We start from the raw sequence: 24,514 nt of genomic DNA, 5'->3' as shown, positions 1-24,514 counted from the left end.
AAGCGGCACGCAAAAACAGGAGAGGCGACGATGAGCAGCGCACTTGAGGGATTGAAGGTCCTCGACTTTACCCAGATGATGAACGGCCCGTTCGGCACGATGCTGCTTGCCGATTTCGGCGCGGACGTGATCAAGGTGGAACCGCCTGCAGGCGACACAATGCGGCTCACGGGCGAGACCTTCCTCGGCGATGACGCCGTCTATTTCCTCACGCTGAACCGCAACAAACGAAGCGTCGTGCTCGACCTGACGACGCCGGAAGGCCAGCGCACGGCACAGGAAATGGCGAAGCAGGTGGATATCGTCGTGGAGAATTTCCGTCCGGGCGTTGCCGAGAAGCTGGGCATCAGCTACGAGAAGCTGTCTTCGGCAAATCCGCGCCTGATCTATTGCTCGACCTCCGCATTCGGCCGCACGGGCGCCGACAGCATCCGCCCCGGCATGGACCCGGTCGTGCAGGCGATGTCCGGCATCATGCAGCTGACAGGCGACGAGCAGACCGGCCCGCTGAAAACCGGCATGCCGTATGCGGACCTGATCACGCCGCTGCTCTCGACCATCGGCGTGCTCGCAGCCGTCCAGTCGCGCAACACGACCGGACGCGGCCAGCGCGTCGATCTCTCGATGCTCGACGCGACCATCTTCAGCATGATCCCGCGCGACGCATACTACTTTGCGACCGGCGAAACGCCGGGACGCATCGGTAATGCACACTGGCAGATCGTTCCGTACAACACCTACCGCACGTCCGACGATCGCCACGTGATGGTGATCGCGCACACGGACAAGTTCTGGCGGGTCCTTGCGGGGGCCGTGGGTGCGGAAGAGCTGCTCGCCGACGAGCGCCTGAAGTCGAAGGACGGGCGTCTCGCTCATCGCGATATCGTCGATGCGGGCCTCGCCGAAGCATTCGCGAAGCAGCCGCTCGCGCACTGGAACGAGAAGCTGCTCGAAGCGCAGGCTATGTTTTCGCCGGTGCTCAACTTCCAGGAAGTATTCGAAGATCCGCGCGTGCAGAAGGACCTGGTCGAGGAACTCGACCACCCGACGGCTGGCAAGTTCAAGGTCGTCACGAATCCGATCCGCCTGTCGGAAACGCCGACCTCGATTCGCCGTCCGCCGCCGACCATCGGCCAGCACACGGAGGAAGTCCTGCGCGAGTTCGGACTCGTGTCGCGCGACGCGGAGCAAGCCGCCGCCGCGTTCGGAACCGAGTGAGGCCGGCCATGAACCAGCGTCACGACATCGGTTTGCCAGAACTCGCGCGCGACGAGCCGCCGCTCAAGGGCGTGCGCGTCCTCGACCTGTCCCGCGTGCTCGCCGCGCCGTTCTGCGCGATGATGCTCGCCGATCTTGGCGCGGAAGTCACCAAGGTCGAGCATCCGAAGGGCGGCGATCAGACGCGCCACTGGGGCACGGCGATCCAGGGCGGCGAGCGCACTTACTATCTCGCGATCAACCGCACGAAGCAGTCGGTTGCGATCGACTTCTCGAAGCCGGAAGGCGCGGAACTCGTTAAGGCGCTGGCCCGGGAAAGCGACATCCTCGTCGAGAACTACATGCTCGGCACGCTGGAGCGCTACGGCCTCGGCTACGAGGCTTTGCGCAAAGAGAATCCGAAGCTGATTTATTGCTCGGTCAGCGGCTATGGCCGCACGGGACCGAGCGCACAACGCCCCGGTTACGACTCGGTGATCCAGGCGGAAAGCGGCCTGATGTCGATCACCGGCGAGCCGGAAGGCGAGGCGTCGAAGGCAGGTGTGCCGATTTGCGACATCACCGCCGGCATGTACGCGACGCAGGCGATCCTCGCCGCATTCGTGCGCCGGCTGCGCAATGGCCGCGGCGAAGCGATCGATATTGCGCTGTTCGACTGCACGCTCGCCAATCACGTATCCGTGGCGGCCAACGCGCTGTTGCTGAACCGCGCGCCGGGCCGCTACGGCAACAGTCACGCCGACATCATCCCGCAGGGCCTGTATCACGCAGCCGACGGTCCGATCATGTTCCATGTCGGCAGCGACGTGCAGTTCGCGCGCTTCTGCTCGGAAGTGCTCGACATGCCGGGGCTCGCCACTGATCCGCGTTTCGTCGACAACGATGCGCGCCGCGCCAATCGCGACGCGCTCGACGAATTGATGTCGGCCCGCCTCAGGACCCGCTCGCGCCACGAATGGGTGCCGCTCTTCAGGCGCGCGGGCGTGCCGGCGGGCCTGGTGCAGAACGTGCTCGAAGCCCTGAACTCCGATGAATCGAAGGCGCGCGGCATGGTCTGCGAAATCGATCATCCGACCGCCGGCCGCATCAGGCTCGTGAACTCGCCGCTGAAGATGCAGGAAAGCTCGCTGGCGCCGCCTAAAGCGCCGCCGCTCTTCGGCGAGCACACCGACCTCATTCTCGGCGAACGGCTGCATCTGGATGCCGACGCCATCGCCCGCTTGCGGGAACAGAACATCGTACGTTGATACAAGGAGACCTTTGATGGACGACTACAAAGCATCCGCGCCGGACTTCCCGATGCGCCGCTGCCCGTTCGCACCGCCGCCGGAGTACGCGGAGATCCGCAAGAACGAAGGGCTTTCGAAGGTGACCATGCCCGACGGCAGCGAAGCGTGGATCGCCACGCGCTACGACGACGTGCGCGCGATCCTCGGCGACCCGCGTTTCTCGACGGCACCGTCTACGCCGGGCTATCCGTTCATCGCACCGGCGCGCGCGGCGCTGCTGAAGAATGAATTCCCGCCGACGATCATCCGGATGGACGCGCCGCAGCACACCAAGTACCGCCGGATGCTGTCGAAGGAATTCATGGTGCATCACATCGACGCTATGCGCCCTGAATTGCAGAAGACGGTCGACACGCTGCTGGACGAATTCATTGCAAAGGGATCGCCCGCCGATCTCTTCGAGGATTTCGCGCTGACGGTGCCGACCACGGTCATCTCGCGGATGCTGGGCGTGCCCTACGAGGATCGCGATTTCTTCCAGGAGCGCAGCAAGGCGAAGCTAGACCTCACGGCCGACCCCGAGGTGCCAATTCGTGCCGGCGTCGAGATGCGCGAATATCTCGACCGCCTGATCACCGAGAAGATGGCGCATCCGGGCAATCGCAGCGACCTGATCAGCCGGCTCGTGACGAGCCAGGTCGTGCCAGGTCACATGACGCGCGAAGAAGCGCTCGCGACCATCGAGCTGCTGCTGATGGGCGGCCATGAAACGACGGCGAACATGATTGCGCTGGGCACGCTGTCGCTGCTGACGCATCCCGAGCAGAAAGACGCGCTCGTCGCCGATCCTTCGCTCGTGCGCAACACGGTCGAGGAAATGCTGCGCTTCCACACGATCGTGCATTACAACGGGCCGCGCGTTGCAATGGAAGACGTCGAGGTGGCCGGCACGCTCATTCGCAAGGGCGAAGGCGTGCTCGCGCTCATCACGGCCGCCAATCGCGATCCGAAGGCATTCGACCATCCCGACCGGTTCGACATCCATCGCCCCGCGCTGCATCACGTCGCGTTCAGCTATGGCGTGCATCAATGTCTCGGGCAGCCGCTCGCGCGCGCCGAGTTGCAGATCGTCTTCACGACGCTTTTCCAGCGCCTGCCGAAGCTGCGGCTCGCTGTGCCGGTGGAGGACATCAAGTTCCGCTACGACGCGTTCGTGTATGGCGTCGATGCATTGCCGGTCGAGTGGTAAATGAACGCGGCGCACATGCCCGCGCATCCCGCGCGGGTATGAAAAAACTCATCAGGAGACGGACATGCAAATCAAGGTTGACGCGACGAAGTGCATCGGAGCTGGCTTGTGCGTGGTGGCCGCGCCGGAAGTCTTCAGCCAGAACGAGGACGACGGTCTTGTCATCGTGCTGCAGGAAAGCCCGCCGCCGCATCTTCACGAAGCCTGTCGTGAAGCAGCGCGACTGTGTCCCGCGCTCGTGATCACGTTCGACGAATAAGCGCCGACGCGCCGTTCGCCCAGAGCCGCAACACGTTCACAAGGGTCATCACATGAAGGACGCGGGAATCTTGATCATCGGTGCAGGACAGGCCGGCTATCAACTGGCGGTGTCGCTGCGCGATGCGGGCTACGACAAACGCGTGGTGCTGATCGGCGACGAGCCGGATCTTCCGTATCAGCGCCCGCCGCTTTCGAAGGCATTCCAGAGCGGCGACTGCGAAGCGGAGCAGGTGACGTTCCAGAAAGAAGCCTTTTACGAGGGCCGCAACATCGAACTGATGCTCGGCGTGCGCGTGCTGCACATCGATCGCGAGCGCCATCACGTCACGACCGGCGACGGCCGGCGTATCGAATACGAGCACCTCGTGCTCGCGACCGGTGCGCGCAATCGGCTGCTGCCGGGCTGGGACAACGCGACGTCGGGTCTCCTGACGCTGCGCACGCTGCACGACGCGCATGCCCTGCGCGAGGCGCTCAACCGGTCGAAGCGCGCGGTGATCGTCGGCGCGGGTTTTCTGGGGCTCGAATTCGCCGCCGTGGCCGCGAAGCGCGGCGTGTCGGTGAGCGTGATCGAGGCGAGTTCGAACCTGATGAGCCGTGCCGTCAGCGCGCCCGTCGCCGACGCGTTTCGCGAGCACCACGAGTCGCTCGGCGTCCGCTTCAGCTTTGACAGCGGTGTGAAGCGCATCTGCACGGAAGCGGGCCGCGTGATCGGCGCCGAGACCACGGATGGCGTGCTGCACGAAGCTGATCTCGTCGTCGTGAGCATCGGCGTGATTCCGAACGTGGAGCTCGCAAAGGAGGCGGGGCTCGAGATCGCAAATGGCATCGTGGTCGATCTCAATCTCGCGACCAGCGATCCGTCGATCTCCGCGCTCGGCGATTGCGCAGCGTTTCCATCGCGCTTCGCGTTTGGAAACTGCCGGATCGAATCGGTGCAGAACGCGGTGGACCAGGCGCGCTATCTCGCGCAACGGCTCACCGGACACACGCACGACTTCGAAGCGGTCCCGTGGTTCTGGAGCGATCAGGGCGGCGTGAAGCTGCAGATCGCGGGCGTCGCGATGAGCCGAGCCGACGAGATCGTCCTGCGCGGTGACCGTGCGGGCCTGAAGTTCTCGGCCTATGGTTTTTCGAAGGGAAAACTCGTCGCGGTCGAATCGGTCAACCGTCCGGCGGATCATATCGCCGCGCGCCGGCTGCTTGCCGCCGATGCGCCGGTCACGCCCGCGCAGGCTGCCGATCTGCAATTCGATTTGAAGACCGTGCTCCAGCCCGTCACCTAAAACAAGGAGTGTTTGCAGATGTCGACGATTTACGAAAGCCTGGGCGCGCGAAGCGCGAGCTTCATCCGCGGCACGCACCGTCTCCTGATCGGCGGACGTTGGGTCGATGCGCAGTCGGGCAAGACCTTCGACGTCTTCGATCCGGGCACGGGCGAAGTCGTCGCTCGCGTGGCTGAAAGCGACGCCGCCGACATCGATCTCGCCGTGCGCGCCGCGCGCCGGGCGTTCGAGACCGGCGACTGGGCGAAGATGAAACCGGCGGACCGCACGCGCGTGATGTTCCGCCTCGCCGACCTGATTGAGCATCACGGGGACGAACTCGCCGAAATCGAAGCTGTCGACAACGGCAAGCCGCTCGCGGTCGCGAAGCGCGGCATCGCGGGCACGGCGGAAATGCTGCGCTACATGGCGGGCTGGGCGACGAAGCTGAACGGCGAATCGGTGAACGTATCAGTGCCGGGTGAATGGCACGCGTACACGACGCGTGAGCCGGTCGGCGTCGTCGGGCAGATCATTCCGTGGAATTTCCCCCTGTCTATGGCGATCTGGAAGATCGCGCCCGCACTCGCGACCGGGTGCACCGTCGTGCTGAAACCCGCCGAACAGACGCCGCTCAATGCGCTGCGGCTCGGCCAGATCATTCAGGAAGCGGGCATCCCGGACGGCGTGGTGAACGTCGTGACCGGGTTCGGCGCCACAGCGGGCGCCGCGCTCGCCGCGCATCCCGATGTGGACAAGATTGCGTTCACGGGGTCCACGGAAACCGGCAAGCGTATCGTTCAGGCCGCGCTGGGCAATCTGAAGAAGGTGTCCCTGGAGCTCGGCGGCAAGTCGCCTGTGTTCGTCTTTCCCGATGCGGACCTCGACCTCGCGACCACGGGCGCGGCCAATGCCATCTTCTTCAACAGCGGCCAGGTTTGCTCGGCGGGCTCGCGCCTCTTCGTGCACCGGAAAGTGTTCGACCGCGTGATCGAAGGCGTCATCGAGCATGGCGACAAGCTGAAGGTTGGTCACGGTCTCGCACCGGACAGCCAGATCGGGCCGCTGATTTCGAGCCAGCAGATGCAGCGCGTCAGCGCCTATATTCGCCAGGGCGAAGAAGAGGGCGCGCGGCGCATGAACCTCAAGAGCGCGCCGGACAACGGCGGCTATTTCGTCCGGCCGACGGTCTTCATCGATACGTCGACGAGCATGTCGATCTATCGCGAGGAGATCTTCGGGCCGGTGGTGTGCGCGATGCCGTTCGACGACGAAGATCTCGAAGCCATCGCGGCCGAGGCGAACAACAGCGAGTTCGGTCTCTTCGCCGGGATCTGGACGCAGAACCTGAGCGTCGCGCACAAGCTCGCGCGGCGCATCAAGGCGGGCTCGGTGTCGGTGAACGCGCATATGGTCAACGAGCCCGCTTTGCCGTTCGGCGGATACAAGCAATCGGGCTGGGGACGCGAGCGCGGACGCGAAGTGCTGGACCTGTACACGTCCGTGAAGAGTATCGCGATCAATCTCGATTGACGGACCCGCGAACGCGCACCCGAACACCTACAAGATCAACACGATGACATCCTTCGACTACATCATCGTCGGCGGCGGTTCGGCCGGTTCGGTGCTTGCCAACCGCCTGTCGGCGAATCCATCCACGAGCGTGCTGCTGTGCGAAGCGGGCGCGGACTTGCCGAACGACAACCTGCCCGAAGCGATTCTCGACAGCTACCCCGGCACTGCCTATCTGAACCCGAACTATCTGTGGCCCGGCCTTCAGGTGACGACCGTCGCGCCCCGGGACGGCGCGCAGCAACGCAAGCTGCGCAAGTACGAACAGGCGCGCATTCTGGGCGGCGGCTCGTCGATCAACGGGCAGTTCTTCAACCGCGGCGCGCCGAGCGATTACGATGATTGGGCCGCGCGCGGCGTCGAAGGATGGGACTGGGAAAGCGTTCTGCCGTACTTCAAGAAGATCGAACGCGACATCGATTTCGACGGTCCGCTGCACGGTCAGTCCGGCCCAATTCCGGTGCGCCGCATTTTTCCTGATGCGTGGCCGAAGCACGCCACGGCAGTGGCCGCCGCGCTCAAGCAATCGGGTTACGACTATCTGCCCGACCAGAACGGAGAGTTCCGCGATGGCTATTTCCCGATCGCCATTTCCAATCTGGACGAACGGCGCGTGTCGGCGTCGATGGGCTATCTCGACGCCGACACCCGCAAGCGGCCGAACCTCACGATCTGGACCGACACGGAAGTCGCCGGCCTGCTGTTCGAAGGGACGAAGTGTTGCGGTATCCGGCTCGAAGCACCGGGACGTCCAGCGGAAGTACGCGCAAGGGAAGTGATCCTCTCGGCGGGTGCGCTGCAGTCGCCTGCGATCCTGCTGCGCGCGGGCATCGGACCGGCTGCGCATCTGCGAGAGCATGGCATCGCGATGGTCGCGGAGTCGAACGGCGTGGGGCAGCATCTGATGGAGCATCCGTCGGTCGCGCTGGCGTCGTTCCTTCGCAAGCCCGCTCGCGTGAACGACGCCACCCGCCGGCACATCCTGCTCGGCTGGCGCTATTCGTCGGGCATCGGCGGTGCGCCGGCGGGCGACATGTTCGTATCGGTCGTCACGAAGACTTCTTGGCATGCGGTCGGAGAGCGCATCGGCACGATGCTGATGTACGTGAACAAGCCGTTCTCGAATTCCGGAGAAGTGAAGCTCGCGTCGCGAGACTGGCGCGCGCCGCCGTCGGTCGATTTCAACTTCCTCTCCGACGAGCGCGATCTCGACCGTCTCGCCGACGGCTTTCGCCGCATGGCGGCGGTGCAGGCGCTCGCCGCCGTCGAGGCCGTCACCGCCGACCCGTTTCCGGCGAGCTACAGCGAAAAGGTGCGGCAAGTCGCGCTTCTGAGCCGTCGCAACAAGGTGATCACGGACGTGCTCGCCACCTTGCTCGACGGTCCCGCGCCGCTGCGGCGCCTCTTGATGACGCGCGTGATCGCAGGCGGCGCGACCCTCGCCGATCTCCTCGCCGACGATGCCGCGTTGCGCGACTTCGTGCGCGGCGCGTGCGTGGGCGTGTGGCATCCGTCGTGCACGTGCCGCATGGGTCCCGACGGCGATCCGCTCGCGGTGACCGACCATCAGGCGCGCGTGCGCGGCGTGCAGGGATTGCGCGTGGTCGATGCATCGATCTTCCCGCACATCCCGAGCGGCAACCTCAACTTTCCGACGATGATGGCCGCCGAAAAAGTGGCCGACATGATGGTCGGCCAGGCCGTCGCCGCCGCTGTCCAGACGGCTTAGCGTGCACTCGGATTCGGGGCGTCGCCGGGGATCAGTACCGCGCGGCCGCGGATCGTGCCGGCTTCGAGGGCATCGAACGCGCGCATCGCATCGTCGAGCGGGAAGCGCGTAACGAGCGGCGCGATGTCGCCGCGCCGCGCGAGTGCGATCACCGCCGCGAGGTCGCCGTAGGTCCCGCCATACGGGCACATGACCGAGACCCCTCGCGGCAGCGGATTGCCCGCCGAGCGCGCGACGAACGGGTACGTGCCGCCCGACAGACCGACCACGCGAATCGCGCCCGAGCGTCCAATGATCGCCGCCGCGAGGCGCAGCGTCGCATCGTTGCCGACGAAATCCAGCACGACGTCAGCGCCGAATCCGTCCGTCATCGCGACGATCGTATCGGCGAGCGCCGGATCGTCGGAGCGTAATGTGACGTCCGCCCACGGGCGCGCGGCATCGATCGCTTCATCGGAGATATCGGTCGCGATGATGCGCGTGGCGGTCGTCGCGCGCAGGATCTGCGCCGCGAGATTGCCGAGTCCGCCGAGTCCGATGATCACCGCGGTCGAACCGGGATGGAGGAGTTCGCTGCAGGTGCGGATCGTGTGATAGGGCGTGAGCGCGGCGTCGGTGAGCGTAGCGGCGATGGCCGGATCGAGATCGCCGATTGCAACGAGCGCGCTCGCGGGCGCGCTCACGTATTCGGCCATGCCGCCGTTTTTCGTCACGCCCGGCGTGGGCGGCGGATTGAGCCGTCCGCCGGTGCGCCGGCATGCGTTCTGCCGCCCCGCGAGACATGCACTGCATGCGCCGCACGACCAGCACGGATGAACCACGACCCGATCGCCCGGACGCCATTGCGTCACCCCAGCACCCGTTTCCTCCACGACGCCCGCGATTTCATGGCCGAGCGTCGTGCCGTCGGGCGTGCGCGAATCCGCCGCGCTGCGGATATGCAGGTCGGTCTGACAGAGCCCCGCCGCGAGCACGCGCAGCACGACTTCGCCGGCGCCGGCGGACGGACGGGGCAGCGTCGCGAGCGCGACGTCGCCGGGTGCGCGCAACTGCACGCCATGCATGTGACCACAAATATGCGCTTGCACATTCTCTCCTTATGAACAGGCCGACTTTATCGATGAACCCGCTGCCCCGGCACCGAGGTTAAACCCCGAGCCGAGGTTTCTTGACAGCCGAATTCGCACGCCTCTATGATAAAGCCAAAGGTTCATCCAATGACAAAGCCTTTAGATCAGGCGATTGCCTGAGCCAATATCCGGAGGAGACACACATGAACACGCCACAACCCGCGAGCCGTTCGAACCCGAAGTCTGGCTGGACGAAGCTCGCGAGACTAGGGATCGCGGCCACCCTCGCCGCGGTCTTCTCCCTGACGGCGCGCGCGGCCGAACCGATCCTGATCTGCTCGATCGACGACCGCAGCGGCGCTGCCGCCGACACCGGAACGCAGGGCTATCAGGGCGTGCAGCTCGCGATAGACGAAGCGAACGCGGCGGGCGGCATTGCCGGCCACAAGCTGAAACTGATCGCCTACGACGGCAAGACCGACCCGCAGCTCACGGCGACCTTCGCATCGCGCTGCGCCGAGGACGACAAGGGGCTCGTGATCATCGGCGGCAATCCTTCGGCGCCGGCAGCGGCGATGATCCCCATCGCAACGGAAAACAAGATTCCGTACTACATGCTCTCGGCCGGCACCGACACGCTGACCGACCCGCCCGCGCCATATCACTTTCGCTTCGGTCCTGCGAATCGCCAGGACGCGGCGGCGATTGCCGATCTTCTCGCGCAGCAGGGCTTCAAGCGTCCGGCGATCATCAATAACTCGCTGCCGTTCGGGACCGATGGCGCGCGCGCGACGACTGCGGCGCTCAAGAAGAAGAACATCACCGTGGTGGCGCAGCAGACCTACGACATCAATGCGACGGACCTGTCACCGCAGCTCACGAACCTGCGCGACGCCAAGCCCGACGTGCTGCTCGTTTTCCCGTATCCCGCCGATGGCGCCCGCGTGTTGCGCACCGCGCGCCAGCTCAACGTCACGGCGCCGATCATCGTATCGCGCAGCGCGTTGCTCGATACGCTGCGCAAGCTCGCGGGCGCCGCGAGCGACGGCGTGCTGATTCCGAATACCGTCGATCCGTCGCGCGCCGATGTGCAGAAGTTCTTCACGGCCTTCAACGCACGCTTCGGCCCGCATCAGCCGACGCTCTATCCCGTGATCGGCTATGACGCGGCGAAAGCGGCGCTACAGGTGATCGCAACGCCCGCCGTGCTGAAGGCGATCGATGCGGGCAACATCGAGGAAGCGCGCAAGGCTTTCCGCGACGGCACCGACAAGCTCACGCAATTCAAGGGATTGCAGGGCGAGCAGAACGCGAGCTATCACTTCGGACCGCAGCAGCACCACGGCTCGCCTGATGCGAACTGGTACGTCTTCATTCTCGTCTCGGACAGCGGCGCACGCCTCGTCAAGCCCGACCTGAGCAAGTTCAAGCCGCTTTGAACGTCCGCGCGGCGGTGGCCCGGGCCGCCGCCGCATTCGGCCTCGTCCTCCAAACTGGCACACGCACATGGATAAAATCAGTGTCTTACTGCTCGCCGGCCTGACCAACGGCAGTGTCTACGGGCTCATCGGCCTGTCGCTGTCGCTGATCTACGGCACGAACCGGGTCATCAATTTCGCGCAAGGCGACTTTGTGATGATCGGCGCGATGTCCGCGATCCTCTTCATGGTCACTTACGCCTTGCCGGCGCCCGTCGCAATTCTCGCCGTGCTGGCCGTGGTGCTGCTCTGTTCGCTCGCGCTGGAGTTCGCCGTGTATCGGCCGCTCGTCAGGCGCGGTGCGCCGCCGCTCACGATCATGATCGGCACGCTCGCTGCGGCGATCATCGCGAGCGGCATTGCGTTGCTCATCTGGGGCGCCAACCAGCTCTACGTGCCGAACATCCTGTCGCTCGATCCGATCACCATCGGGCCGCTCACGACCAATCTCCAGCAGATCGCGATCGTGGTTGCATTCGTGGTGTTCCTGCTCGTCACCTGGTTCCTGTTGTATCGAACGAGCTTCGGGCTGTGCATCCGGGCGACGGGTGCGCAGCCGCGCGTGGCACAACTGATGGGTATCCGTTCGTCGCGCATCGTGCGCTTCGGCTTCATGTTCAGCGCGCTCGTGAGCGGTATCTCGGGCGTGCTGATCGGGCCACTGCTCGGCGGACAGGTGTCGATGGGCGTCGCGCTGACCGTCAAGGGCTTCATGGCTGCGATCCTCGGTGGCCTCGGTAGTCCGTTCGCGGCGGCGGCGGGCGGTCTCGTGATCGGCGTGCTGGAAACGTTCGTCGCGGGATATGGCAGCAGCCTCTACGCCGAGCCGATCATCTTTCTACTAATCCTTCTCGTCCTGCTGATCCGTCCGTTCGGGCTGCTGGGCGACTTCGAGGCAGTCCGGCGATGAGACAAGCATCCACTCAATCCTCTGCATGGCACGTGCGGGCGCCGTTCGTGCTGTTCCTGGCTGTCGCAGTCGCCGCGCCGCTGTTCCTCACCACCGGCTTCCAGTTGCGGCTGCTCTCGCTGATCTGCATCTACGCGATCCTCAGCATGGGCTTCAACCTGCTCTACGGCTACGCAGGGCAAATCGCGATGGGTCATCAGGGCTTCTTCGCCATTGCGGCCTACGCGTACGCGTTGCTGCAACTGAAGGCGGGCTTGTCGCCGCTCGCTGCGCTGCCGGCGAGCCTCGTGATCTGCGCGATTGTGGCGCTCGTGATCGGCGTGCCGCTGCTCAGGCTGCGCACGCATTACCTCGCGATGGCGACGCTGTGCTTCGGCCTCGTGATCTCGGGGGTGGCGAATCGCTGGATCGACGTGACGGGTGGCACCGGCGGCCTGCTGATCCCGTCGATCACGATCGGCGAGAAGACGATGGATCGCATGACCCTCTACTACGTGATCGTCGCCGCGACGGCGCTCGTGCTCGCGTTGCAGAACTTCATCGTGTCGAGCCATCTGGGACGCTCGCTGCAGGCGATCCGCGACGACGACAAGGCTGCGGCCGCGCTCGGCGTCAACGTCGCCGCGCAGAAGCTGCGCGTGTTCGTGCTGAGTGCGGTCCTTGCCGGCGTGGCGGGCGTCGGCTTCGCAGTGGTCAGCCGGCAGGTCAGCCCGAGCATGGGCGAATTCCCGATCCTCGTGTCGATGCTGACGATCGCCGTGGTCGGCGGCCTCGCCACGCGATATGGGCCGATCCTCGGTTCGATCGTGGTCGTCCTGGCGCCGCAGTTCCTCACGCGCTTCGGCGAGCTGGAAACGCTCGTCTACGGGCTGTGCCTGCTGCTCTTCCTGATTTTCATGCCGCATGGCTTGTCGGGAATGTTCAGCTCGTTGGTGTCGAAGCAGTCGGTCAGGTTTGTCCGGCGTTCGCCGCCGCGTTTGCCCCCGCGACACGCCGTCAAGAAAGGAGTCGGACGATGAGAACGCAAGCCACACCGCGTACGCCAATCGAAGCGCCGCAACTGATGTCGATTCAGGCGGGCGTGAAACGCTTCGGCGGCCTTGTCGCCGTCGACAACGTCAGCTTCGAAGTCCGGCAGGGCGAAGCGGTCGGACTGATCGGGCCGAACGGCGCGGGCAAGTCGACGACGTTCAATCTGATCACGGGCGTCGATGGACTTTCCGCCGGCGAAATTTTCTTCAGGCAGGAAAACATCACGCATGTTCCGCTGCATCGGCGCAGTGCGATGGGCATGGCGCGCACGTTTCAGATCGTGCGGCTCTTCAGCGGACTGACCGTGCTCGAAAACGTGATGCTCGGCTTTCATCCGCAACTCGTCGACGGCTTCATTCCTTCGCTGCTGCGCTTTCGCAAGGTGGCCGCAGACGAGCGCCGCTGTGCCGAGCGCGCGATGGAACTCCTGCAGTTCGTCGGCCTCGCGCAACGCGCGGACGATCTGATCTCGCATCTGCCGCACGGGCAGCAGCGCCTCGTCGAGATCGCGCGGGCACTGGCGAACGATTCCGGCATCCTGTTGCTCGATGAGCCGGCCGCGGGCCTCAATGACGAAGAGACGGCGGGACTCGGCCGGATGCTGCGCCAGCTCAACGACGACGGCCTCACGATCCTGATCGTCGAACACGATGTCGGCTTCATCATGGGCCTGTGCCATCGCATCGTCGTCCTCGATCACGGCGCGAAGATCGCCGAAGGGGACGCGGCCTCTGTACAGAGCAATCAGAAGGTCATCGAAGCCTATTTGGGGACGGGAGGCGCACATGCTCAAAATTGAGGGGTTGCGAGCCGGGTACAAAGGCACCGAAGCGTTGCACGGCATTTCGCTGGAGATACGCGAAGGCACGATCGTCTCGGCGGTCGGCGCGAACGGCGCGGGCAAGTCGACGCTCATCAACGCCATCTCCCGACTCGTGGATATCAACGCGGGTTCGATCACGTTCAACGGGCGGAACATCGTCAAGCTGTCGGCGCCCGAGGTGGTCGAGCTGGGCATTGTGCAGGTGCCGGAAGGGCGGCAGGTCTTTGCCGCGCTGACCGTGACAGAGAATCTGCGCCTCGGCTTTCATCGCTTGCGGCAACGCGGCGACAAGGCGCTCTTTCGCGATCGCCTCGACTACGTGTACGAACTCTTTCCGAAGTTGAAGGAACGCGCGGACCAGCGGGCCATCACGCTGAGCGGCGGCGAACAGTCGATGGTGGCGCTTGGCCGCGCGCTCATGGCGGATCCGAAACTGCTGTTGCTGGACGAACCATCCCTTGGGCTCGCACCGCTCGTGGTCGAGCGCATGTTCGAAGTGCTGCAGGTGTTGCGCCGGTCCGGGCTGACCATTCTCCTCGTCGAGCAGCATGCGGACGAAGCGCTGGCTCTTTCCGACTACGGGTACGTGCTCTCGGTGGGCAATATCGCGGCCGAGGGAACGGGAGAGTCGCTCAGGGATCACGAAGCGATCCAGCAGGCTTATCTGGGTTAGATCGACTTGGAGATTGCGTATGTCGTGTGTGGATCTGGCGATTGTGGGAGGAGGCCTTGCGGGGCTCGTCGCCGCTAACCGTGCGGCGGAACTCGGCTGTTCGGTGGTGCTGCTCGAAGCGGGCAGCGAAGAAAGATACGCCGCCAATTCGCGCTACGCAGGCGGCGTGTTTCATCTGGCGTTTCGGGCCATCGGGACGGAGCCGGAAGTCCTCGAGCAGGCGATCGTCGAAGCATGCGCGGGCCTGCGCGACCCGGCACTGGCGAGGGCGCTTGCTACCGATGGCGCGCGCGTCGTCGAATGGCTCGCGCAGCATGGGGCAGAGTTCGGCCGCGGCGGCGAGCTTCCGTTCATGGGCAACATGCTCGCGCCGTTCAGCTTGCGGGAGACGGGATTTCGCAATCACTGGCGCGGCAAGGGCGGCGATTTGCTTCTGCAACGGCTCGAAGCATCGCTCGTCGCGGCGGGCGGACGCTTCATCCGGAGCGCCCGGGCGCGAGCGCTTCGCATGATCGACGGACAATGTCAGGGCGTGATCGCATGTCTCGCAGACGGCACGGAACGCGTGTTCGAAGCGCGCACGGTGTTGCTAGCCGATGGCGGATTCCAGGGCAACGCCGGGATGGTCCGCGAGTTCATCTCGCCGCGTCCGGAGCATCTGTGCAAGCGCGGCGCGGGCACCGGCATGGGCGATGGCATCCGCATGGCACGTTCGGCCGGCGCGGCCCTTGCGGGCATGGACAAGTTCTACGGCCACGTGCAATGTGCAGGCGCACTGGACGACGAATCGCTCTGGCCGTATCCGGTGCTGGATATCGTGGCGTCGGCGGCGATCGTCGTGGATGGCACGGGGCGACGGTTCACCGACGAAGGCCTCGGCGGCGTGGCGGTCGCGAACGCGATCGCGGCGCTCGATGAACCGTTGTCGTCGTTCGTGATTCTGGATGAAGCCATCTGGGCCGGACCGGGCGGTGCATTCCTTCTGCCGCCCAATCCTGCGCTGGAGCGCCTCGGAGCGACGATCCACCGGGCTGACGAGATCGGCGCCCTTGCAGCGAAACTCGGCTTGCCGGCACGCACGCTGGAGCAAACGCTGCGGGAATACAACGACGCGTTATCGGACGGTCATCCCGAACGGCTTTCACCACCACGCACCGTCAGGCCCGCGACGCTCTCGACTGCACCATCGCCAATCCACGGTCCGGGCTTTCTCGCGATCCCGCTCTGCGCAGGTATCACCTACACGATGGGCGGGATCGTCATCGACACAGATGGACGCGCGCTCGACGAACGGCATCGCCCGATTCCCGGCCTCTATGCCGCGGGCGCGACGACGGGGGGAATCGAGGGTGGTGCTAACGCGGGGTATGTGGGCGGCCTTGCCAAGGCGGCGGTGTTCGGCTTGCGGTGCGCAGAGGCCGTGGCGCACGAGCTTCGGATAAGCGCGTAAGTCTGATGAGCGGCGGGGCCGACCCGCCGCCGACGCGTTCAGCCCGGGCGCTTCGTCTCGGCCTGCTGCACGAGATAGTGCCGCTGCAGGGCTTTCAGATGCGTCTCCATCTCCGCCGCTGCTTTCTCTTCGTCGCGCGCCGCGAGGTACTTCAATAGACGCCGGCGCGACGGCATGACAGCGCTGTCGGGCAGCGGCGAGACCACCTGCAGCAATTGCTCGTGAATCTCGACGAGCGCATCGGTCAGGATGACCAGCACCGGGTTACGCGCAGTGCGTGCGAGCAGCCGATGGAAATCGAGGTTGATCCGCACGCGTTCCTGAACATCGCCTTTTGCTACCGCCAGCTCGCTTAGCCGGAAATTCTCCCGCAGCGTTTCGAAGTCTTCCTCGGTGCCGCGCTGACAGGCGAGGCGCGTGGCCGCGACGCTCACGATCAGCCGCGCTTCTGTCAGGTCCGCCGGCCGGATCGCGCCGAGCCGGAAGAGATCCGAGAACCCGGCGATCACCGCATCGCCCTGTCCTTCGCGCACAAAAGCGCCGCCCGTCGCGCCCTTGCGGAACTCGAGCACGCCAGCCATCTCCAGCGAACGCAGCGCCTCTCGCACCGTGTTGCGGCTCAGGCTGAACTGCTCGGCAAGCTCTCGTTCAGGCGGCAGGCGGTCGCCCGGTTGCAGCGCGCCGCTCGCCAGTTGGCCGCGGATCTGGTCGGCGACGGCCTCGAACGCGCGGCGCGTCTGCACGGGGGCGTAGGCCGGTGCCGGACGCGCGCGCAAGGCCCCCGCGTCTTCGGTGGAAGCTTCAATCGGGCGCTTCGCTGCGCGACTGCTGGTATTTGCGGTTTTCAATGGCTAATCCATTCATGTTGTCCCGCTGATCCTAACCCTCGGCGCCCGATTCATCAAGTCAGCAATGGTTCAGCCCACAAACAGACTTCGATCCTAGGCGGTTTTGCTACTTGACACGCTTCACGAGTTTCGAGGAATATAACTCAAAGGTTCATCCAATGAACCTAAGGAACGGCAAGCGGAACGAACGCGAATGGAAGCACCAAGGCGCCCGCGCATCGAGACAGCGCGGGCTGAACAACCTTCAAAGGACGAGCGATGAGTGAAGATCTGAGAGACCTGGTGAAGTACGAGGCGCGGGACGGCCGGGCCTACATCACGTTTTGCCGCGACGAGAAGCGCAATGCACTGACCTACGAGATGTTCGATCGGCTGATGGAACACCTCGAATGTGCTGAACGCGATGACGACGTGCGCGTCGTCATCTTCCGCGGCGAAGGGCGCGACTTCTCGACGGGGCACGACCTCGGCCAGGTCGGCGGCGCGGAGTATGGATTCTCGAAGGAGCCGGGCGCGCGCCGGCCAAGTCAGCGTATTCGTCTGAGCTTCGATAAACACCATGTCGAGCAGTTTCGCCAGATCCTGTATTGCACCAAGCCCACGCTGTCGCTGGTGCAGGGTTATTGCGTAGGCGCGGGACTCTATATCGTCGAGGCGAGCGATCTGGCCATCGCAGCCGAGGACGCGAAGATCGGCCACCCTGAGCAGAAAATGGGACTCGCGGGCGCCTCGTACATGACGAGCATCAACATCCTCGCGATGGGCCCGAAGAAGGCGCGCGAAGTGCTGCTGCTCGGCGAAACGATGAGCGGGATCGAAGCGGCACGCATCGGGCTCGTCAACAAGGCGGTGCCCGCAAACGAGCTGGAAGCCGCCGGTGAAGACTGGGCGGAGCGCATCGTGCGGCTCCCGCGCGACGCGATCGCGATTGGTAAAGCCGCGACGCATCTCGCGCTCGATTCACTCGGCATGACGTCGCAGTTCGTCCATGGTTACGTGATGCATGCGCTCGGCACGAACATCCGCTACGAACCGGACGAAAGCAACTTCATGAAAGAGCGCCGCAGCAAGGGCGTGACTGGCGCCGCGCACTCGCGCGAGAACCGCTACGACGCCGAGGCGAAGGACATCAAGTGAGCGCGGCTCTCTCCAACGACGCCAATTCACATCACGAGAACAGGGGACAACATGCTTACTGAACTTACCGGCTCTTCGGCGGTGGTGCTCGGCGGCACGAAAGGCATCGGCCGGGCTGCCGTTAAAAAGCTCGCGCAAAGCGGCGCCAGCGTCGTCATACAGGGTCGCGACGAAGAGGCGGCTTACTCGCTGATCGACGAATGCAGCGCCTTTCCCGGCAAGCGCGTGTTCGTGAACAGCGACCTGCTGACTTATGAAGGCATCGAACGCGCGGTCGAGCAGGCGGTCGTGCAGTTCGGCAAGGTGGATATCGTGGTCGCGAGCGGCGGCCCGCGCGATCCGAAGCCAAAGCTCTTCGTCGACATGGCGCCGGATGAGGGCATCGCGTGCCTGACGAGCCGTCTGATGCCGCGTCTGAATGCCGTGCATGCAGCGACCAAGTTCATGCGCGACCAGAAGTACGGAAAGATCGTCCTCGTCACCACTGACGCCGCGCGCATTCCGACGCCGAGCGAATCGATGATCGGCGCGGCCGGCGCTTCGATCATGTTTCTCACGCGCGCGCTCGGTGCGGAACTGGCGCATCTCGGCATCCGCATTAACTCCGTGGCGACCACGCTCACCACCGGCACGCCCGCGCACGACCGCTTTCTCGCGGCGAAGGATGCGGGCTCGCAGGAAGTGATCGTCAAGGCGTTCACCAAAGCCGAGCAGCGCGTGAAGTTCAAGCTCAACACCGCCGAGGACCTCGCGGAATACATCCTCTATCTGTCGAGCAGGGAGTCGGACCAGGTGTCGGGATCGACCCTGAGCATCAACGGCGGTCTTTCCTTCCCGAGCTACTGAGCCGCGGGCACACAGCACCGAATGACGGAGTGATTATGCGACTGAATGAAGAGCTCGTTTCCATCCAGGACTCGGTTCGCCGGATGGTCCAGAAGGACGTCGTGCCACTCGTGGCTGGCATGGAAGCGAACGATCGCTTTCCGTCCGAACTGGTGCCGATCTTCGGCGACATGGGTCTGCTGCAACTGTGGCTCCCGGAAGAATACGGCGGCCCGGGCGGCAACCTTAAGACGGTGTGCATCGTGAAGGAGGAAATCGCCAAGGTCTCGCTCGCCGCAGCCACGCTGTGCGGCAACAATTCCATCTCGTTCATCCTGCCGATCCTGAACTTCGGCACCGAGGAACAAAAGCAGCGCTGGCTGCCGCTAGCGGCTGAAGGACGGCTCGTGACGGCGATCGCGGTAACCGAGCCGCAAGCTGGCTCCGATGTCTCGTCGATCCGAACGCGCGCGGTGAAGGACGGCAATTCGTATGTGATCAACGGCCAGAAGAACTGGATCACATGGGGCGGTTACGCACAGTACATTCTGCTCTTCGCGCGCACTTCGGATGCGAGCGGGTCGGATGGCATCAGCGCGTTTCTCGTCGATACGAAGACGCCTGGCTTTCGCCTGGGACGACAGGAACACAAGATGGGCCGCCACGGTGCGCCGAATCACGAACTCTTCTTTGACAACATGCGCGTCGACGCCGACTGCATGCTCGGCGAGGAAGGGCAGGGGTTCAAGGCCTGCATGAAAGTGCTCGATCTGAACCGGCCCACCATCGCGGCCACGTCGCTCGGGCTCGCGCAAGGTGCGCTCGATGTTTCCGTCGCCTATGCGAAGGAGCGCAAGCAGTTCGGCCGCGCGATCGCGGAATTCCAGGGCATGCAATTCAAGCTCGCCGACATGGCGATCAAGATCGAGGCCGCGCGTAGCCTGCTCTACAACTGCGCTGACGAAATCGATTCGGGCGATCACTCGCGCCTGAACATGCTCTCGTCGATCACCAAGTGCTTCGTCACCGATATCGCGATGGAAGTCACGACCGAAGCAGTCCAGGTGCTCGGCAGCTACGGTTACTCGAAGGAGTTTCCGGTCGAGCGGATGATGCGCGACGCGAAGCTGAACCAGATCATCGAAGGGACCAACGAGATTCATCGGCTGATCGTCGCGCGCAGGTTGCTCGCGAACTGACCAAACGAACGAACTGGAGAAGACACGATGAAGGTGATGGTCGCCGTTAAACGCGTGCTCGACTACAACGTCAAGCCGCGCGTCAAAAGCGACGGCAGCGGTCTCGATCTCGCGAACGCGAAGATGTCGATGAATCCCTTCGACGAGATAGCCATGGAAGAAGCCGTGCGGCTGAAAGAGTCGGGCGTGGCAAGCGAGGTGATCGCGGTGTCGTGCGGCACAGCGCAATCGCAGGAAACATTGCGGACCGCGCTCGCTATCGGTGCGGACCGCGCGATTCTCGTCGAGACGAACGCGGAATTGCAGCCGTTGACGGTCGCGAAGCTGCTGCGAGCCCTTGTCGAAAAGGAGTTGCCGGGCCTGATCCTGCTCGGCAAGCAAGCCATCGACGATGACGCGAACCAGACTGGCCAGATGCTCGCCGCGCTCGCTGGATTGCCGCAGGCGACGTTCGCATCGAAGCTATCCGCAGAAGGCGAACGACTGATCGTGGAGCGAGAAGTGGACGGTGGCGCGGAGACGCTTTCGTTGCCGATGCCAGCGGTCGTCACGAGCGATCTGCGCCTGAACGAGCCGCGCTATGTGACGTTGCCCAACATCATGAAGGCCAAGAAGAAGCCGCTGGAAACCGTGAGCGCCGAGACGCTCGGCGTCGATGTCACGCCGCGTTTGCAGACCGTGCGTGTCGAGGAACCAGCGGCTCGGAAGGCGGGTATCAACGTGCCGGATGTGAGAGCGCTGTTGAATGCGCTTCGCGACGAAGCAAAAGTGTTGTGAGGAGAATAGCGTGACCATTCTTGTTATCGCAGAGCACGACAATCATGGCTTGTCCGCCGTGACGCGGAACGTCGTAGCGGCGGCACGGCAGATAGGCGTGGACGGAATCGACGTGCTCGTCGCTGGCAGCGGCGCGCGTGCAGTTGCCGAAGACGCATCGAAACTTGCAGGCGTGGACCGCGTGTTGCTCGCAGACGCGCCTCACCTCGAAGCACAACTCGCTGAGGATGTCGAGGCAACAGTGCTTGGCATCGCGCGAGAGTATTCGCATGTATTGGTCGCAGCGAGCAGCCAGGGCAAGAACCTCGCGCCGCGCATCGCGGCGAGTCTCGACGTCGCACAGATCAGCGACATCATCGCCATCGTGGATGCCGATACGTTCAAGCGTCCGATCTACGCGGGCAACGCAATCGCGACGGTGAAGTCCATCGACCCCATCAAAGTTGTCACCGTGCGAACCACCGCGTTCGATGCGGTCGAGGCGCAAGGGTCGACCGCCGCGCTTGAAACAGTCTCGGCGGAAAAAGGCAGAGACAACAGCCCCAAACTGGTCGAGCGAACGCTCGTCAAGCCTGATCGTCCGGACCTCGGACAGGCCTCGACCGTGGTATCCGGCGGACGCGGACTCGGTAGCGGAGAAAACTACCACACCGTGCTCGTGCCGCTCGCGGACAAGCTGAATGCGGCGCTCGGCGCGTCGCGCGCAGCGGTCGACGCGGGCTTTGCCCCGAACGATGCGCAAGTCGGGCAGACCGGCAAGATCGTCGCGCCGCAACTCTACGTGGCTGTCGGCATCTCGGGCGCGATCCAGCACCTCGCGGGCATGAAGGATTCAAAGGTGATCGTCGCGATCAACAAGGACAGCGAGGCGCCGATATTCTCCGTCGCCGATTACGGGCTCGTCGGCGATCTGTTCCAGATCGTGCCTGACATGGTGGAGGGCCTGTAAATGCATTCGAACCTAACCAACCTCGACGGGAGCGACCATGAGTGAAGCCGTGATGTCCGACACCGTGCAACGCCAGGCGCTGGCCGAAGAACTCGACAGCTTCAACTGCCGCGTCGCACAACCGACCGACGGACCGCTCTTCACGCGCACGCCGCAATCCGCGATGAAAGCGGCGCACTGGAAAGCCAGCGATCTCGAACGGCTGCTCGAAAAGATCGGCGCGAAGCTCAAGCTGGAAGCGGGCGGCCAGCGCAGAACGCTACGTCTCGCGAATCGCGGACTGCCGTTCGGCACGACGCCGACCATCTGGGCATCGATCCAGTACATCCTTCCCGGTGAGATTGCGACTGCACACCGGCATACGGCGAGTGCGCTGCGCTTCATCATGAAGGGGCATGGGGCCGATACGATCGTCGATGGCGAGCGCTACGAGATGAACGAAGGCGATCTCGTGCTGACGCCGGCGTGGACATGGCACGACCACGAGCACAAGGGCGACGAACCGATGATCTGGCTCGATGTGCTCGACATATCGCTCGTGCGCTCGATGCACGCGACTTTTTTCGAAGGCTCGGAAAAGCCACGGCAAGCCGTATCGGAGATACCGGATCGCTCATACCGGCGCTACGGCAGCGGCCTCATGCGACCGCTTAACGACGCGAGCACGCCGGCGCTCAATCCGCTGCTCGTCTATAGCGCGGAACGGTCGCAGGAAGCGCTGCGTCTCGCCGCCGAATTGCCCCCCGATCCGTTCGACGACACCGCGCTCGAATACCTCAACCCGCTGACGGGCGACTCGGCGCTGCCCACGATCGGCACCGTGCTTCAGTCGTTGCGTCCGGGCATGCATACGAAGGCGCATCGTCATACGGGCAGTGTCGTCTACTACGTGATGCGCGGGAAGGGTGCGACGATCGTGGATGGAACGACCTTCGAGTGGGGCCCGGGCGATTTCATGGCGATTCCGCCGTGGGCTCTGCACGAGCACATCAACCGCTCGGACGACACGCCCGCGATGCTATTCCAGGTCAACGACTTTCCGGCCCTGAAGAAGCTCGGACTGTATCGCGAAGAGGCGGTGTAGCCGGAGCTTCCAGGCAACGCCGCGCAGCACGAACTCAAACTCTTGGAGACTCCAGATGCAAACACCCGTATTGATCGTAGGCGCGGGCCCGATCGGACTGGCACTCGCCGGTGACCTGGGCTTTCGCGGCGTGTCATGCATGCTCATCGAACGAAGCGATGGGCAGGTGATTCAGCCGAAGATGGACATGGTCGGCGTGCGGACCATGGAATATTGCCGCCGCTGGGGCATTGTGCCGTGGGTTCACGACGCCGGCTACAACCGCGACTATCCGCAGGATTGTGCATGGGTCACGGGCCTGAACGGCTACGAGTTCGGACGTGAAGTCTTTCCGAGCCCGAAGGACGAAAAGTGCCCGCCGCAAAGTCCGCAGAAGCGCGAGCGGTGTCCGCAGAATTTCTTCGATCCGGTGTTGCGCCGCTTTGCTCAACAGACGCCCAACGTAACGATCAGCTACAACACTGAACTCGTCGAGTTCAGTGAGACGCCGGACGGTGTCATCGCGAAAGTGCGCGACACGCTGAGCGGCGAGGAGAAGGTCATAGAGGCGGGTTATCTCGTCGGATCGGACGGCGGTGCGAGTGTCGTTCGCCAGGGGCTCGGCATCGGCATGACCGGTGAGCCGACCCTCACTTATACGACCAACGTCGTGTTCCGATGCAAGGACCTCGAAGCCCTGCACGACAAGAAACGCGCCTATCGTTACATCTTTATCGGGCCGGAAGGCACCTGGGCTACCCTCGTTGCAATCAATGGAAGCGACCAGTGGCGCTTCTCGCTCGTCGGCGACAACAGCCGCCAGACGCACAGCGAGGAAACGATGCGTGAAGCGATCGTGCGCGCGGTCGGCCGCGAGTTCGACTTCGAGATTCTTTCGATGCTGCCGTGGGTCCGGCGTCAGCTCGTCGCCGATAGCTATGGCACGAAACGCGTGTTCGTCGCGGGAGACGCCGCGCATCTCACGTCGCCGACGGGCGGTTTCGGCATGAACACGGGCATTCAGGACGCGGTGAATCTTTCGTGGAAGCTCGCGGCGAGCTTGCAAGGCTGGGGCGGCGCGCATTTGCTGGAGACGTACGAAACGGAGATGCGGCCTGTGGCGATCCGCAACGTGTCGGAGGCGACCGGCAATCTGAAGCGCATGCTGTCGCCGCGCGTGCTATCGCCGTCGAAGGAGATTTTCGAGGACGGCCCGGGCTCCGAAGCGGCGCGCATTGAATTCGGCAACCAGTACACCGAGTTGATGAAGCGCGAGTGGTTTTCGATCGGCATTCACCTCGGCTACATGTACGAAGGCTCGCCGATCATCGTGCCCGATGGCACGCCGCAACCGCCCGATGAAGTGTCGAGCTACGTGCAGACCGCGCGGCCCGGTTCGCGCGCGCCGCACGTGTGGCTGGCTGAGGGGCAGTCGACGCTCGACTTGTTCGGCAAGGAATTCGTGCTGATGTGCTTCGACAATGACGCGTCCGGCGCGAACGCGCTGGAAGAAGCAGCAGCGGCGCGCAAAGTGCCGTTCAAATCGGTGGTGATCGACAACGACGACGCTCGTCAGTTGTATGAGCGCCGTTTTGTACTCGTGCGTCCCGACGGGCAGGTGGCGTGGCGCGGCGATGCGTTGCCGGACGATCCGCTCGTGCTCATCGATACGGTTCGGGGCGCGCAATGCAGCCGCCTGGAGACGAAATCGGTGGAGCAGAGCGAGGCTTGAGTCGAAAAGTGGGGGCGCGGTGCAG

22 protein-coding genes are annotated in these 24,514 nt (G+C 64.2%); 20 read left to right on the top strand and 2 right to left on the bottom strand.

Annotated features, from left to right (window positions below; translation table 11 throughout):
* Positions 1-30: 30 nt before the first annotated feature.
* From AWB81_RS12980 to AWB81_RS12950, 7 genes are all read left to right on the top strand, one after another.
* On the top strand, positions 31-1,218 hold the full coding sequence (locus AWB81_RS12980; RefSeq protein ID WP_062635856.1) for a CaiB/BaiF CoA transferase family protein: 1,188 nt from the start codon (positions 31-33) through the stop codon (positions 1,216-1,218).
* 8 nt (positions 1,219-1,226) lie between these two features.
* Positions 1,227-2,465: a CaiB/BaiF CoA transferase family protein gene (locus AWB81_RS12975; RefSeq protein ID WP_062635854.1), complete on the top strand. Its 1,239-nt coding sequence runs from the start codon at positions 1,227-1,229 to the stop codon at positions 2,463-2,465.
* Positions 2,466-2,481: 16 nt separating this feature from the next.
* Complete coding sequence (locus AWB81_RS12970) at positions 2,482-3,696, top strand: cytochrome P450 (protein ID WP_062635847.1); 1,215 nt, start codon at positions 2,482-2,484, stop codon at positions 3,694-3,696.
* A 64-nt stretch (positions 3,697-3,760) separates the two neighbouring features.
* A complete protein-coding gene (locus AWB81_RS12965) occupies positions 3,761-3,955 on the top strand; it encodes a ferredoxin (protein ID WP_062635845.1) in 195 nt (64 codons plus the stop codon).
* A 52-nt stretch (positions 3,956-4,007) separates the two neighbouring features.
* Positions 4,008-5,243 (top strand): NAD(P)/FAD-dependent oxidoreductase, encoded by a 1,236-nt coding sequence (locus AWB81_RS12960; RefSeq protein WP_062635843.1) that lies wholly within the window; start codon positions 4,008-4,010, stop codon positions 5,241-5,243.
* 18 nt (positions 5,244-5,261) lie between these two features.
* Positions 5,262-6,755, top strand: a complete 1,494-nt coding sequence (locus AWB81_RS12955; RefSeq protein ID WP_062635841.1) for an aldehyde dehydrogenase family protein — start codon at positions 5,262-5,264, stop codon at positions 6,753-6,755.
* Positions 6,756-6,798: 43 nt separating this feature from the next.
* Entirely contained in the window at positions 6,799-8,523 is a 1,725-nt protein-coding gene (locus AWB81_RS12950; RefSeq protein WP_062635839.1) for a GMC family oxidoreductase, read from the top strand.
* On the opposite strand, the gene AWB81_RS12945 is transcribed toward AWB81_RS12950, so the two are convergent.
* Complete coding sequence (locus AWB81_RS12945) at positions 8,520-9,611, bottom strand: alcohol dehydrogenase catalytic domain-containing protein (RefSeq protein ID WP_200822495.1); 1,092 nt, start codon at positions 9,609-9,611, stop codon at positions 8,520-8,522. The genes AWB81_RS12950 and AWB81_RS12945 overlap by 4 nt on opposite strands.
* Before the next feature lie 185 nt (positions 9,612-9,796).
* Here AWB81_RS12945 and AWB81_RS12940 point away from each other — a divergent pair, with 185 nt between their 5' ends.
* The 6 genes from AWB81_RS12940 (at position 9,797) to AWB81_RS12915 (ending at position 15,959) form a co-directional block, all read left to right on the top strand.
* Positions 9,797-11,032 carry an ABC transporter substrate-binding protein gene (locus AWB81_RS12940; protein WP_062635835.1) on the top strand — a complete coding sequence of 412 codons (1,236 nt, stop codon included), beginning with the start codon at positions 9,797-9,799 and terminating at the stop codon, positions 11,030-11,032.
* Between the two features lie 67 nt (positions 11,033-11,099).
* Complete coding sequence (locus AWB81_RS12935; protein ID WP_062635833.1) at positions 11,100-11,981, top strand: branched-chain amino acid ABC transporter permease; 882 nt, start codon at positions 11,100-11,102, stop codon at positions 11,979-11,981.
* Positions 11,978-13,000 carry a branched-chain amino acid ABC transporter permease gene (locus tag AWB81_RS12930; RefSeq protein ID WP_087134940.1) on the top strand — a complete coding sequence of 341 codons (1,023 nt, stop codon included), beginning with the start codon at positions 11,978-11,980 and terminating at the stop codon, positions 12,998-13,000. The genes AWB81_RS12935 and AWB81_RS12930 overlap by 4 nt, the downstream gene beginning before the upstream one ends.
* The gene (locus tag AWB81_RS12925) at positions 12,997-13,812 is read left to right on the top strand and encodes an ABC transporter ATP-binding protein (RefSeq protein ID WP_062635828.1); all 816 of its coding nucleotides are present in this window, start codon (positions 12,997-12,999) and stop codon (positions 13,810-13,812) included. Before AWB81_RS12930 ends, AWB81_RS12925 begins: the two co-directional genes overlap by 4 nt.
* Positions 13,799-14,509: an ABC transporter ATP-binding protein gene (locus AWB81_RS12920; protein WP_062635826.1), complete on the top strand. Its 711-nt coding sequence runs from the start codon at positions 13,799-13,801 to the stop codon at positions 14,507-14,509. Before AWB81_RS12925 ends, AWB81_RS12920 begins: the two co-directional genes overlap by 14 nt.
* A 19-nt stretch (positions 14,510-14,528) precedes the next feature.
* Positions 14,529-15,959: an FAD-dependent oxidoreductase gene (locus AWB81_RS12915; protein ID WP_062635825.1), complete on the top strand. Its 1,431-nt coding sequence runs from the start codon at positions 14,529-14,531 to the stop codon at positions 15,957-15,959.
* A gap of 38 nt (positions 15,960-15,997) precedes the next feature.
* Here AWB81_RS12915 and AWB81_RS12910 read toward each other — a convergent pair whose 3' ends face one another.
* Positions 15,998-16,807 (bottom strand): FadR/GntR family transcriptional regulator, encoded by an 810-nt coding sequence (locus AWB81_RS12910; RefSeq protein ID WP_087134939.1) that lies wholly within the window; start codon positions 16,805-16,807, stop codon positions 15,998-16,000.
* Between the two features lie 258 nt (positions 16,808-17,065).
* On the opposite strand from AWB81_RS12910, the gene AWB81_RS12905 reads away from it, so the two are divergent.
* The 7 genes from AWB81_RS12905 to AWB81_RS12875 are packed head-to-tail and all read left to right on the top strand — an operon-like array spanning position 17,066 to position 24,489.
* Positions 17,066-17,944: an enoyl-CoA hydratase/isomerase family protein gene (locus AWB81_RS12905; RefSeq protein ID WP_062635823.1), complete on the top strand. Its 879-nt coding sequence runs from the start codon at positions 17,066-17,068 to the stop codon at positions 17,942-17,944.
* A 51-nt stretch (positions 17,945-17,995) separates the two neighbouring features.
* Positions 17,996-18,790 (top strand): SDR family NAD(P)-dependent oxidoreductase, encoded by a 795-nt coding sequence (locus tag AWB81_RS12900; RefSeq protein WP_062635822.1) that lies wholly within the window; start codon positions 17,996-17,998, stop codon positions 18,788-18,790.
* A 35-nt stretch (positions 18,791-18,825) separates the two neighbouring features.
* Positions 18,826-19,968 carry an acyl-CoA dehydrogenase family protein gene (locus AWB81_RS12895; RefSeq protein WP_062635820.1) on the top strand — a complete coding sequence of 381 codons (1,143 nt, stop codon included), beginning with the start codon at positions 18,826-18,828 and terminating at the stop codon, positions 19,966-19,968.
* A 27-nt stretch (positions 19,969-19,995) separates the two neighbouring features.
* Positions 19,996-20,745: an electron transfer flavoprotein subunit beta/FixA family protein gene (locus AWB81_RS12890; protein ID WP_062635818.1), complete on the top strand. Its 750-nt coding sequence runs from the start codon at positions 19,996-19,998 to the stop codon at positions 20,743-20,745.
* Positions 20,746-20,755: 10 nt separating this feature from the next.
* Entirely contained in the window at positions 20,756-21,694 is a 939-nt protein-coding gene (locus AWB81_RS12885) for an electron transfer flavoprotein subunit alpha/FixB family protein (RefSeq protein ID WP_062635816.1), read from the top strand.
* A gap of 37 nt (positions 21,695-21,731) precedes the next feature.
* Positions 21,732-22,778: a cupin domain-containing protein gene (locus tag AWB81_RS12880; RefSeq protein ID WP_062635814.1), complete on the top strand. Its 1,047-nt coding sequence runs from the start codon at positions 21,732-21,734 to the stop codon at positions 22,776-22,778.
* A gap of 55 nt (positions 22,779-22,833) precedes the next feature.
* Positions 22,834-24,489 carry an FAD-dependent oxidoreductase gene (locus AWB81_RS12875; RefSeq protein WP_062635813.1) on the top strand — a complete coding sequence of 552 codons (1,656 nt, stop codon included), beginning with the start codon at positions 22,834-22,836 and terminating at the stop codon, positions 24,487-24,489.
* Positions 24,490-24,514 lie beyond the last annotated feature (25 nt).

It is taken from the genome of Caballeronia arationis, from assembly GCF_001544975.2.
In the GTDB taxonomy this organism is placed as follows: domain Bacteria; phylum Pseudomonadota; class Gammaproteobacteria; order Burkholderiales; family Burkholderiaceae; genus Caballeronia; species Caballeronia arationis.
The sequence above is the reverse complement of the archived record's forward strand: the minus strand, read 5'-3'. Positions and strand labels throughout refer to the sequence as shown.